Source organism: Enterococcus sp. DIV0358 (assembly GCF_051713465.1).
Classification (GTDB): Bacteria; Bacillota; Bacilli; order Lactobacillales; family Enterococcaceae; genus Enterococcus; species Enterococcus faecalis.
In genome coordinates this window covers 1,433,106-1,445,900 of sequence record NZ_JBIOPX010000001.1, presented here as the reverse complement: position 1 = coordinate 1,445,900, position 12,795 = coordinate 1,433,106, and the positions used below count along the sequence as shown (strand labels likewise).

Below are 12,795 nucleotides of genomic sequence, written 5' to 3'. Positions count from 1 at the left end.
ACATGGCAGAAAATTATCAGCAGGCAGCCAAAGACATTATTCAATTAATCGGTATGGATAACATTATATCGGTCACCCATTGTCAAACGCGGTTACGTTTTATTTTGAAGGACCACGAACAAGTAGATGGTAAACAACTAGAAAAAATCGATTTAGTCAAGGGTGTTTTTTATAATGGTGGTCAATACCAAGTGATTTTAGGAACTGGTATTGTGACTAAAGTGTATGATGAAATAGAAAAACTTGGAATCAATGTTGTGTCAAAAGCAGAGCAAACAGCAATTTTAAAAAATAATGAAACGGGCATGCGCAAAACAATGCGCATTTTAAGTGAAATATTCATTCCAATTGTTCCAGTAATTGCAGCAACAGGATTGTTCCTAGGGTTAAAAGGTGTTATTTTTAACGATACTTTTTTACAATTATTCGGAGCAAGTGTAGCCAATATTCCTGAAAGCTTTCAACAAATTGTCTCTGTCATTACAGATACCGTCTTTGCCTTTTTGCCAGCTTTGATTGTTTGGTCTACCTTTAAAGCATTTAATGCGACACCTGTAATCGGGATTGTTATTGGTTTAATGATGGTATCACCCATTTTACCAAACGCTTATGCAGTTGCAACACCAGATTCTGGCGTGAAAGCTATTATGGCTTTTGGTTTTATCCCAGTTGTCGGTGCACAAGGATCCGTTTTAAGTGCAATTGCTGCTGGTATAATTGGCGCAAAGATTGAACTTTTTTTCCGAAAAAAGATGCCGAATATTCTCGATCAAATTTTTACACCTTTTATGACTATGTTAATTACTTTTTTAATCATGATTCTCGGAATTGGCCCAATTTTGCATACCGTTGAGTTAGGCATGGTAGATGTTGTCCAATGGTTGATTGGGTTGCCCTTAGGACTAGGTGGTTTCGTGATTGGTGCCTCATATCCTTTAATGGTTTTGATTGGTATTCATCATACACTAACTATGGTAGAAACATCATTATTAGCAAATACAGGATTTAATGCATTGATTACAATATGTGCCATGTATGGGTTTGCCAACGTTGGCAGTTGTTTAGCCTTTGCGAAAAAAGCGCAAGATAGCAAAGTGAAGTCGACAGCCATTGGTTCTATGTTGTCTCAATTATTTGGAGTTAGTGAGCCTGTGTTATTTGGATTACTTATTCGTTGGAACTTAAAACCGCTGCTATGTGTCTTGTTTACATCAGGTTTAGGCGGAGCAATTTTAGCTATTTTTCATATTCAATCAAATTCTTATGGCTTAGCCGTTATTCCTTCTTTCTTAATGTATATCTATAGTGCACATCAATTAGTGATCTATTTATTAGTCGCACTTTTATCTGTCGGTGTATGTTATGCATTAACCAGTCTATTTGCAATTCCGCAAGAGGTTTTGATTTCAGATAAAGTAATCGAAGAGGAAGAACGCGAAGTCTTTGAAATGCAATACAATACCTTAGATGAACAACTTTTTTCTCCGGTAACTGGTTACGCCATGAATCTTACTGCTGTTAATGACCCAGTATTTTCAAGCGAGATGATGGGCAAAGGTTTAGCAATCATGCCAACAGCGAACAAGGTTTACGCGCCTGCAGATGGTTTATTAAACTTGGTTGCAGAAACTGGGCACGCTTATGGTATCCAAACGGACGCAGGAGCTGAAGTATTAATTCATATAGGAATTGATACTATCACATTGGGGCAGGAGGTCTTTCAGACACAAGTAACCCAAGGTCACCGTGTTAAAAAAGGAGATCTTTTAGGAACGTTCGATCGAAAAGCCATTAAAGAAGCTGGGCTTGACTCAACTGTCATGGTTATCATTACAAATACTTCAAGTTATTTAAGCGTAGAACCAATGATGTCAGATCATAATGAAATTACGCCGGAACAAATCATTTTAAATCTAAATACACCTAACTAAACAAAAGAACAGCAAGAAGTAGTTATCACTTCTTGCTGTTCTTTTTCTTAATAAAAAACCAATGATTTTCGGTTGTATTTATCTATCCGTTTGTAGTATGATTGAGTCAGTTTTAAAGGAAACATGCCAAGTATGGAAGACCATACTTGACACGTATTGACTAATTAAACATGGGGAACGTTGCCATAAGTTGATGTTCCAGTCAATAATGCAAGTAAATCAAACATAGCATGTACCTCCTTTAATTGATAATCAAAGTATAACATTTTTTAATGAATTTACATAATAATACAAGTGGAGGTCTGTTCGTGAAGGTAGCAGGAGACAAAATAAAACAAGCGAGAAAACTTAAAAAAATCACACAATCAGAGCTGGCTAACGGCATCTGTACGCAAGCAACAATTAGTAATATTGAAAACCGTAATCTATGTGACAGTTTAGATATTTTCTCATCTATTTGCCTCCGATTAGATTTAGAAGTAGAAGAATGTATGATGATTTCTGAAGAAAAGAAAATTGAAAATCTACTAAACAAAGTCGAGGATTTATCTTTACGGCTATTTCACTTAGAGGCCTACAATTTATTACAAGAAGTGCCTGAAGGTCTTATCTTATCTAATAATGAACTAACGACTAAATTGTTATATTATAAGGGAATTACTTGTTTATTAGGAAAAAAAGATAAAGCAGAGGCCTTGTTTTACCTATATCGGGGCGCGGAAATTGACCGTAAAGTCAATATTTACAACATTTTAAGCCTGAATGCGCTAGGTACGCTATATGAACTGGAAAAAGATATGAGAAAAGCGCAAGTGTATTACGAAAAATCATTACAAGAATTGGAACAATTTAAATTAGAATGTTCCTTGGAGCGTTGTAGAATTTATTATAATTCTGCTAAATTCTACTCGGAAATGAAAGACTACCAAAAAAGTGTCACTTTAAGCGAAAAAGGGATTCAGATTTGTCGTGACAAACACTCCATTTATTTGCTAGATTATCTTTTATATGAAAAAGCCTTTAATAAACAAATGCTCGGGGAAGACACAGCCGATGACTATCGTCAAGCCTATTATTTTACACAATTTTTTGGCAATACAGAAGTCCTACAATATATTGAGAAAGATATGAAAGCTTTTAATATTTCCTATTAATTTAAATCAAAAAGCCGATAAAAGCTGAAAAACCAGTTTTTATCGGCTTTTTGAAAAGTCTAGGCAAGTTGCTTTTAAAAATCAGCAGTCACGGTTACGATAAGCAAGACGAAGTATTTAGGAGGATTTAAAAATGAAAAGAGTAATGTGGTTTAGACGTGATTTACGATTACAGGATAATAAAGCATTAGCACACGCGTTACAAAATTCTGCAGCTGATGAATTGATTTTATTATTCCAAATGAATCCTCAACAATTTATTCAAGAAAGTGCTAATCATAACGCTTTTTTTGCAAGTTTAGCCTCGTTCAAAGAACGAATCGATCAAGAGGCACATTTACAAATCATGGTCGGCGAACCGTTAGATTTATTTTCACGTTTGAAATGCAAATTACCCGATTGGCAGGCCATTTATTTTAATGAAGATACTTGTGGCTTTGGGGCAAAGCGGGACCAGCAAGCTATGCGCTTTTTTGAAGAAAATAATATTCAGTCTTTCTCTTTTCAAGATGCCTATTTGCATGGCTCTGAAGAAATTAAGAAGAACGATGGCAGCAAGTACCAAGTGTTTACGCCCTATTACAATAAATGGAAAGAGGCGCCTAAAGAAACACCGATTCCTGTTTCCTATACAGCTGAAAAAATTTTTAGTGCGTGTCTTTTTCCAGAAGAGGAAGCAGCTTATCGTGAACAGATTGCGAGGATTCCTTTAACACACTATAGTGTCGGCGAAGAAACAGCCAGAAGGCGCTTAAATACTTTTATTGATCAAAAACTTCAATCCTATGAAAATAAGCGTGATTTTCCTTATCAGGATCAAACGAGTCATCTGTCTACTTTTTTAAGAACGGGAGAACTTTCGATTCGCACCATTTGGCAAGAGCTTGCATCTGTGCCTTCTAGCTTAAGTAAAGAAACCTTCAAAAAAGAATTAGCTTGGCGCGACTTTTACAATATGATCTATAGTGCGTTTCCACAACAAAAAGAGGAAGCTATTCAAGAAAAATTTCGTTATATTCAATGGACAAATGACCCAGAAATGTTTGCCAAGTGGCAAAAAGGGGAGACGGGGTACCCTATAATTGATGCCGCAATGCGACAACTGAATCAAACTGGTTGGATGCACAATCGCTTAAGAATGATTACTGCCTCTTTTTTAGTTAAAAATTTACACATTGATTGGCGTTGGGGTGAAAAATACTTTCAAAAAATGTTGATTGATTATGATGCCGCCAATAATATCGGTGGCTGGCAATGGGCTGCTTCCACAGGAACGGACGCTGTCCCGTATTTTCGGATTTTTAATCCAATTATCCAGTCAAAAAAATTTGATAATGACGGCCAGTTCATCAAAAAATATGTCCCAGAACTTAAACAAGTGCCACAAAAGTATATTCATCAACCAAATCTAATGAACGAAGCCTTACAAACGCAATATCATGTACATTTAGGAGAAAATTATCCAAAACCCATTGTCGATTATGCATCAAGTAAAAAACAAACATTATTTCTATATGAAGCGAGCAAAGAAATTCATCAAGAAATGAACAATCCAAGGTTTCAATAAACAGTAAACCCAACTAGCTTAGCAAACAACTGTAAGGTTAGTTGGGTGAATTGATTGGTCGAAAGAGAAGTGGCAAGTTATCGGCTAAAGTTTTTTATTTTATTCTAGTTTACATAATATACATTATACAAAGTAGAGTAAGAAGCATTGAAAAGCAAACAAACCCAGTCTAGATAAACTAAAGACTGGGTTTGTCACGTACGTTATATAAATTATGCTTGTTGTTTGATAGCTTGTTCGACGCGTGCTCCATATTCTGGATTTACTCTAGTGAACAAATCAATTTGACGCGCGATGATTTCTTGATTTTTCACTTGACCTAAAGATGCCGCTATATTGTTAATTAAGTTTTCTTTTTCTTCGCTTGGCAGCAAGTTATACAAAGCGTTTGCTTGTGTAAAGTGATCTTGATTATAGCTATAATTACCAACATTTCCCTCAACCTCAAAGGAACTAATTTTCGCCTTAGGATCTTCTTTTGGTGTTTCAGTATAACTATTTGGTTCGTAATTAATTTCGCTATTGCCATTGTCAAAACGCATATTGCCGTCTTTTTGGTAGTTATTTACAGGTGCTTTTGCTTGGTTGATCGGCAATTGGTGACTATTAGCGCCCACGCGATGACGATGTGCGTCCCCATAAGCGAACAAACGTCCTTGCAATAATTTATCTGGAGAAGCTTCAATACCAGGAACGAAATTCCCTGGTGAAAAGGTTACTTGTTCAACCTCTGCAAAATAATTCTCTGGATTTCTATTTAAAGTCATCGTGCCAACTTCAATCAGCGGATACTCTTTTTGAGAAACCGTTTTTGTTACATCAAAAAGTGTTTCTTTCATTGTTAACGCATCTGCATACGGGATAATTTGCACAGATAATGTCCAAGAAGGAAATTCTTGATTTTCAATTGCATTATGCAAATCTTCAATATGGAAATCGGGGTTTTTCCCAGCAATTTCTTCTGCTAATTGACTCTCTAGATTTTTGATTCCTTGATTCGTCTTGAAGTGATATTTAACAAAAAATACTTCTCCAGCAGCATTGACCCATTTGAATGTATGGCTACCAAAACCATGCATATGACGGAACGATAGCGGAATGCCACGATCACTCATTAAAATTGTTACTTGATGAAGGCTTTCCGGTGAATGAGACCAAAAATCCCAAACAGCTTCTGGACTTTTCAAATGCGTCCGTGGATTTCTTTTTTGGCTATGAATAAAATCTGGAAACTTAATTGCATCACGAATGAAAAAAATGGGCGTGTTATTGCCAACTAAGTCGTAATTTCCTTCATCTGTATAGAATTTAAGCGCAAAACCGCGAGGATCACGCAATGTATCTGATGAACCTAACTCTCCAGCTACTGTTGAAAAACGAGCGAATAAAGGTGTTTCTTTGCCAACTTCAGATAAAAAATCTGCTTTAGTATATTGTGCCATTGATTGGCTCACCTTGAAAATCCCATGAGCGCCAGCACCTTTGGCATGAACAACCCGTTCTGGCACGCGCTCACGATTAAAATGAGCTAATTTTTCTAATAAATGAACGTCTTGGATTAGGACAGGACCAAATTCTCCTGCAGTTAGCGAATTTTGATTATCGCCAACTGGACTTCCTTGTGACGTAGTTAAATGTTGATTTTTCACCTAAAACACTCCTTCATCTAAAATTATACTCATTGTATAAAAAAACCACTCTGCATAACAAAAATAATGCTTAAAAACACTCAAAAACATTTGTTATTTAATAGAATGATTAAAAATAGCAATAGAATTTAAATCAAAAACAAATGTATTAATTTTAAACTGTTTACACCACCAAAAATAACAACCAATAATTCAAAGAAAACTAAAATGCTGTTTTTTTATTCAAAAAAGACCTAGCATCCCAATCATGCTAGGTCTTTCGTTACTTTTTTTGAGGGACCGTTTTTATTGGTCATTCATCGTTATTGATTGATCGCAACAGTCGTTTCTTCAGTCGATAGACCTGTCATAGAGGTGCTATCGGAAAATATTTTTTCAACTTCTTGTTCTGATAAAATATTTTCTTTCTTAGGCATTGAAATCGTCGCTTTTTTGGCTTTTTGTGTAATGCTAATTTTACTAGATAATGATTCAAGTCCCATGTCAACGTTCTTGTCTTGCTGCGGTTTCACATTAATCAACATATTTGTTTTATTTTCTTTTGTATTAACAGAAACTTTAGCAGAAACATCTTTAACTTTTTCGAAAGGATCTTGTTCTTTACCTTTCTCAGATGCTTCTGTCGTAATTTTGATTAACTTTTGTAATTCTTTTTTTGTAAACGTATGGGTAATGGTATCCCCTTTTTTCTCAAACGTATCCTTGTCTAATCCTTCTAAAAACTCTTTGTATTCCTTAGCAGACTGTTTTCGTTCTTTTTCCGATTCTTGATACTCTTTGATTGTATCTTGCCATTCTTTCGCACTTTCCTCGTTCATGGCTAAAAGATCAATGTATTTCCCTTTTAGTTTTTCTGTATCTAACTGAGAACTATCAATAGCACCGTCAGTCATTGAGTCTGCGACAGCGACAATATATTCCATCATATCTGTTGCTAAATAGAGTTTTGGCTCTTTGCCCTCGTTATCTAATGATCCAATCAATGAAATCGGTACATCCATGCCCATCGCTTTTAATTTCATCTCTAAGCTGAATGCTTTTTCTTTTTTGGCATCTACTTGAATCTTCCCAGAAAGCGATGCGTCTTTGATTTGCGTGATGAGCATCCCAATCATAGGATTCGTTTGTGCACCATCTTCTTGTGAAAATTTCATGTCACTAATTGACATAGAGAAATCCCAAACCCCAGATTCTTGTGCGTTTTGATTGCCAATCCCTTGAATGAACTCATCTTTCGCACTTTTGCCACAGCCTGTCAGTAACAAAGCTGAACAGAAAACGCCTGCGATAATCCCCACTTTTCTTTTTAACACACTTTTTCCCCCTCATTATATAAAAAATTAATTCCCTTTTATTAAGAATAGCAAACATTGCTTATAAATAGCAATGTTTAATTTTAGATTTTCTCTCTTTTAATAAGTGGGATTGATTTAATCTTTTAGGTTTGAATCATTAAGCTGTATTATTTTTAAAATAAAATTGCTTTTCGCCAAAAAATACTGGGAAAAGTTCTGCTAAACTGCCAGCTAAAGGACCTTCTCGCAATTCTTTTTCAGTGACCCAAAACAAGGGTTGTTCCGTTTCTTCTGGTAGTTCATCCGCTGTTTCTGCAATGAATAATGCGGCTAATTCCCGCGCACCCGAACAATCATTCAGCCATTCTGCAACACCTACTAATTGTGGTTTCAGCACTAAGCCTGTTTCTTCAAGGAGTTCGCGAACCATGGCTGTTTCCATACTCTCGTTTTTTTCAACATGTCCGCCAGGGAACGTCCAACCAGGCCAATCCTTTTTTTGTCGTTCCTGCACAAGGATTTCATTTTTCTGATTTCTAATCATACATAATGTTGTTAATTCCACTTCAAAATTCCGATTCATTTGGCACCTCATCATTTTTTCCTTTGTTAAGGTTACGATACAGAAAAACAGAGAAAGATTCAACTAAGAATTTTCTCTGTTTTATCATCTAGCTCTTTAATAAGTCGTATTGCGATTGATATAAATGATGATATAACGCATGTTTTGCCATTAGTTGATCATGAGATCCTTCTTCCACAATACGACCACCATCAATATAGAAAATTTTATCGCTATTTTTGATGGTAGAAAGTCGATGAGCAATAATAAACGATGTCCGTCCTTTCAGAAGTTGTTGTAATCCTTCTTGTAACAATTCTTCTGTTTTTGTATCAATACTGGAGGTAGCTTCGTCTAAAATTAAAATTTTGGGATCTGCCAGTAAAGCACGAGCAAATGAAATTAATTGGCGTTGTCCTGCCGAGAGTGTACTACCCCGCTCTTCCACAACTGTTTCATAGCCATCTTTTAAATCCTTGATAAAGTCGTGCGCACGAACAATTTTTGCGGCTTGGATAACTTCTTCCTCTGTGGCTGCTAAATTTCCGTACCGAATGTTTTCAATAATCGTTCCTGAAAAAATAAACGTATCTTGAAGCATTACCCCCATTTGTTTTCTTAACGAACGGAGTGTCACATCGCGAACATCATAACCATCAATTTTAACGGCCCCTTCATTCACATCATAAAAACGACTTAACAAATTGATGATTGTTGTTTTACCCGCACCTGTTGGCCCAACCAAGGCGATTGTTTGTCCTGGCTCAATATGAAAACTAACATCGGTCAAAATATTTTTTCCTTCTTCATAACGGAAATAAACATGCTGAAAGTCAACGGTTCCTTTAATTGTCGGCAACGCAATAGCATGCGGCGCATCTTGAATTTCTGGAACAACATCCATCGTTTCAAAAATCCTTTCCAAATAGGCAGTTGCAGTAATCAGAGAATTGTAGAAGTTACCAATATTGATGACCGGATTCCAAAAGTTATTGATATAACCGATAAAAGCAATTAGCGTCCCAGTAGTAACGGACACACCTAATTGACGGATTCCTACGAAATAGATAAAACAAGTCGTAATGACGGATATATTTTGCACTGCTGGCCATAATAAATACTGGACACGCACAGCTTTCATAAAGGATTGGCGATATTCTTCACTTACCTCGTTAAAAATTTGGAAATTTTCATCTTCTCGCGCAAAAGATTGCGTAATTTTAATTCCTGAAATACTTTCATGAATATAGGCATTTAAGTTTGATTGTTTATTGCTAAGCTCTTGGTAAGCTTTCCGTTGTTTCCCTTGGATAAATAGAACCATCACGAACAACACAGGCAATAGCAGTAAACTGTATAAGGTTAATTTCACATCAATAAATAACATGAAGATTAAGGTGATAATCACATTAAATAAATCAGAAATTAAATTGATCAATCCGTTACTTAGTAAATCACTTAACGTATTGATGTAATTGACCACCCGTATTAAGATTTTTCCATGCGGCCGACTGTCAAAATAAGAAAATGGTAATTTTTGTAGATGCTCAAAAATTGAAAAACGCATATCTTTTAAAATATCTTGTCCAATTTCTGTGATGGCATATATTCGATAACGCATACACCAACCAATAATCACCAAGGAAAATAGGAAAATAGCCCCTAGTATCAAGAGTAACGAGAGATTCTTTTGTGGAATTACTTGGTCAATCGCAATTTTAGTAAAGTAAGGGCCTAACATACTTGCCAGATTAGCTAATATGATGACAAATAATGTTTTAAAAACAGCTTTTTTGTAAGGTTTAATATAGACGCCTAATCGTTTATAGTGAGACCAATTAAATTCTTTTTCTAAAGTCTCATCCACATCAAACGTATTTCTAGCCACGCGACTCACCTTCCTTTGTCAGACCTAATTGTTTTTGATATACGTCAAAATATTTGCCTTTTTGTTCGACTAATTCGCTATGCGTACCGCTTTCCACCACACGGCCTTTTTCCATCATCAAAATTAAATTGGCCTCTCTCACAGAAGAAATTCGGTGGGCAATAATAAATGTCGTTTTCTTTTCCGTCAAACGACCTAGTTCTTTTTGAATTTTTGATTCTGTTTCCATATCAACAGCGGAAGTTGTGTCATCTAAAATTAAAATAGCTGGATCTTTGGTTAAGGCACGGGCCAGTGAAATCCGCTGTTTTTGGCCACCAGATAGGCCAACGCCGCGTTCACCAACAATTGTTGCATAACCTTCGGGCATTCTGGAAATAAAGCTATGGGCATCAGCAATTTCAGCCATCATTTGCACTTGTTCCAAGTTAGCCAATGTGTTACCAAAAGCAATGTTATCTTCTATTGTATTGGAAAAAAGAAAGACATCTTGCATAACCATGGAGATATTTTCTCGCAATTTACGAACAGAATAGCTTTTAGCATCTTTTCCATCAATATAAACAGTGCCTTTTGTTGGATCATAGAACCGAGCGATTAAGTTAACTAAAGTGGTTTTGCCTGAACCAGTTTCCCCTAAAATACCAATTGTTTCACCAGGTTTTGCTGAAAATGAAACATCCGATAAAATGGGGGTTTCTGGATCATCTGAAAAATGAAAGGACACGTGATCAAACGTCACATAGCCTTGGATCGGTTCTGCTTCTTTTTCCCGAGCAATGGGAATCTTCGGTTTCGTTGCTAATAACTGACGAATTTTAATGGACGATGCCGTAAAGCGTTGCACATCATTGATCAACCAGCCACTCATTCGCATCGGCATGTTCAACATCCAGAGAAAGCCGTTAAAGGCCACTAAATCACCAATTGTCATCCGACCTTGAATTACAAAGAGGCCACCAAGAACTAAGGCAATAACATTTAAACTACCTGCAAAACCGTCTAACCACGGTAAATATTTTTTAGAGACATCTGCAGAAGCCATATTCCATTTTTTATAGTCTTCATTGTGCTTGTTAAACTTTTCAATTTCATAAGGTTCTTGAGAAAAAGCTTTAACCACCCGATTTCCACCAATATTTTCTTCGACCATTGAATTTAACCGAGAAAAACTTTCCCGAATCTCAAAAAATACCGGATGCGATTCCTTCGACATTTTTTGTGTTAACAGAAAAATCAAAGGCGTAATTAAAATTAATGTCAGCATCAATTGCCAATTGATCGTCCCCATCACAATCACGGCTGCGATGAACCATAAAATACATTCTAAGAGGTTATAAGTGACCCAAGAAACAAAATGGCGGATAGCGTCTGTATCCCCTGTCATTCGCGCCATAATATCGCCAACACGTGTATGATTAAAGAAATCAAAATCTAATTCTTGAAGTTTGACATACATATCTTTTCTTAAGTCAAATAACGCAGATTGTCCAACCGATTCAAACAAGACTTGATAACTATAACGAACAACTGTCCGAATAACGGTCACTCCAATCATAATCCCAAGAATTGGGACAAGTTCTTCAGTTTTTCCCTGATTGATTACTTGGTCTACAATTCTGCCAGATAACAATGGAATAATAACAATTAAAATAGCGTTAATAACGACAAAAATAACAGCTAGCAGTAACTTATTCTTATTTTTTTTAGCATATTGCCAAATCCATTCAAAACTATTCATTTTCTCCCCTACTCTCTCTTGTTTTTATGGACGTGTATAAGATTACTGTTTTTTTATAGGAAAAGAAATGGGCATTCTTGTATATTTTGATGTACAATATAGTATAGAAAGCGGATACAAGTAGGAGTGATTTTTTATGAACTACACAAATAGTCGAACGTTTAATCCTGAAATTTTATATGCCTTCGATCCTTGGAACGAAGAGCCCCACCCTTATAATTGTCATCATCATGAATTTCTGGAAATATCTATTCTTTTAGAAGGTGAATCTGAATATATTGTTCAAGGGCAACAGTACCATGCCACTGCTGGTACGGTGTTTCTTTTTAATCCGCGAACGGAACATGGTGAGCAACAAAAAGTAGGAACTTACTCACATCAACTACACATTGGCATTTCAAATCTCTATTTAGAAGGCTTAGCGCGAAACGTATTTCCAAATAAATCAGCTTTATTAGATTTAAGTCATTTACATGGTGCTTTTTTAGAAAAAGCTTGGCAAATTGTTCATGAATTAAACCATCAAGAAGTTGAATCAGCGTTACAAATTAAAGCTTTAGTTATTGAACTATTGGTCTATATTTTAAGAAGCTTAGCAGTTGATCAAGAAAATAAAATTGAAACTCGGCTATCGAAAACGGAAAAAAGAAAACGAAATTTAGTCAATCATACGATTTATTATCTGGAAACGCACCATGACGAAGAAATTACTTTGGAACAGTTAGCAGAAATGTTATATGTTACCCCGACTTATTTGTCGAAAACCTTTAAAGCGGCCACAGGCGTTGGGCCAATCAATTATTTAATTCAAGTCCGCTTAAACCATGCGAAAGAATTGCTGAAAAATGATTCCTTAAGTGTCAAAGAAGTGGCAAAAACGGTTGGTTACGAAGATGCCTATCATTTCAGTAAATTATTCAAAAAATATTATGGAAAATCCCCTTCACAATTTTAAGATAAAAAAACAAGGAATCGTCGGCTTCATTGCGTCCGTTTCCTTGTTTTTGC

9 protein-coding genes are annotated in these 12,795 nt (G+C 35.9%); 4 read left to right on the top strand and 5 right to left on the bottom strand.

Going from position 1 to position 12,795, the window contains the following annotated elements:
• The first annotated feature begins 2 nt into the window (after positions 1 to 2).
• The 3 genes from IGK70_RS07100 (at position 3) to IGK70_RS07090 (ending at position 4,652) form a co-directional block, all read left to right on the top strand.
• The gene (locus IGK70_RS07100) at positions 3 to 1,931 is read left to right on the top strand and encodes a sucrose-specific PTS transporter subunit IIBC (protein ID WP_104855732.1); all 1,929 of its coding nucleotides are present in this window, start codon (positions 3 to 5) and stop codon (positions 1,929 to 1,931) included.
• A 272-nt stretch (positions 1,932 to 2,203) separates the two neighbouring features.
• Positions 2,204 to 3,085 (top strand): helix-turn-helix domain-containing protein, encoded by an 882-nt coding sequence (locus IGK70_RS07095; RefSeq protein ID WP_002357542.1) that lies wholly within the window; start codon positions 2,204 to 2,206, stop codon positions 3,083 to 3,085.
• 133 nt (positions 3,086 to 3,218) lie between these two features.
• Positions 3,219 to 4,652: a cryptochrome/photolyase family protein gene (locus tag IGK70_RS07090; RefSeq protein ID WP_104855733.1), complete on the top strand. Its 1,434-nt coding sequence runs from the start codon at positions 3,219 to 3,221 to the stop codon at positions 4,650 to 4,652.
• A gap of 212 nt (positions 4,653 to 4,864) precedes the next feature.
• Here IGK70_RS07090 and IGK70_RS07085 read toward each other — a convergent pair whose 3' ends face one another.
• The 5 genes from IGK70_RS07085 to IGK70_RS07065 form a co-directional block, all read right to left on the bottom strand.
• Entirely contained in the window at positions 4,865 to 6,301 is a 1,437-nt protein-coding gene (locus IGK70_RS07085; RefSeq protein WP_104855734.1) for a catalase, read from the bottom strand.
• 302 nt (positions 6,302 to 6,603) lie between these two features.
• The gene (locus IGK70_RS07080; RefSeq protein WP_104855735.1) at positions 6,604 to 7,614 is read right to left on the bottom strand and encodes a hypothetical protein; all 1,011 of its coding nucleotides are present in this window, start codon (positions 7,612 to 7,614) and stop codon (positions 6,604 to 6,606) included.
• A 139-nt stretch (positions 7,615 to 7,753) separates the two neighbouring features.
• Positions 7,754 to 8,179 carry an 8-oxo-dGTP diphosphatase gene (locus IGK70_RS07075; RefSeq protein ID WP_438775203.1) on the bottom strand — a complete coding sequence of 142 codons (426 nt, stop codon included), beginning with the start codon at positions 8,177 to 8,179 and terminating at the stop codon, positions 7,754 to 7,756.
• 88 nt (positions 8,180 to 8,267) lie between these two features.
• A complete protein-coding gene (locus tag IGK70_RS07070) occupies positions 8,268 to 10,046 on the bottom strand; it encodes an ABC transporter ATP-binding protein (protein WP_104855737.1) in 1,779 nt (592 codons plus the stop codon).
• Positions 10,039 to 11,787 (bottom strand): ABC transporter ATP-binding protein, encoded by a 1,749-nt coding sequence (locus IGK70_RS07065; RefSeq protein ID WP_104855738.1) that lies wholly within the window; start codon positions 11,785 to 11,787, stop codon positions 10,039 to 10,041. Before IGK70_RS07065 ends, IGK70_RS07070 begins: the two co-directional genes overlap by 8 nt.
• Before the next feature lie 136 nt (positions 11,788 to 11,923).
• On the opposite strand from IGK70_RS07065, the gene IGK70_RS07060 reads away from it, so the two are divergent.
• The gene (locus IGK70_RS07060; protein ID WP_104855739.1) at positions 11,924 to 12,742 is read left to right on the top strand and encodes a helix-turn-helix transcriptional regulator; all 819 of its coding nucleotides are present in this window, start codon (positions 11,924 to 11,926) and stop codon (positions 12,740 to 12,742) included.
• The last annotated feature ends 53 nt before the right edge of the window (positions 12,743 to 12,795 follow it).

Bases quoted from the DNA above. Each gene is read 5' to 3' on its own strand.
- IGK70_RS07065 (WP_104855738.1), bottom strand. From the start codon at position 11,787: ATGAATAGTTTTGAATGGATTTGGCAATATGCTAAAAAAAATAAGAAT.
- IGK70_RS07075 (WP_438775203.1), bottom strand. From the start codon at position 8,179: ATGAATCGGAATTTTGAAGTGGAATTAACAACATTATGTATGATTAGA.
- IGK70_RS07060 (WP_104855739.1), top strand. From the start codon at position 11,924: ATGAACTACACAAATAGTCGAACGTTTAATCCTGAAATTTTATATGCC.
- IGK70_RS07095 (WP_002357542.1), top strand. From the start codon at position 2,204: ATGAATTTACATAATAATACAAGTGGAGGTCTGTTCGTGAAGGTAGCA.
- IGK70_RS07090 (WP_104855733.1), top strand. From the start codon at position 3,219: ATGAAAAGAGTAATGTGGTTTAGACGTGATTTACGATTACAGGATAAT.
- IGK70_RS07100 (WP_104855732.1), top strand. From the start codon at position 3: ATGGCAGAAAATTATCAGCAGGCAGCCAAAGACATTATTCAATTAATC.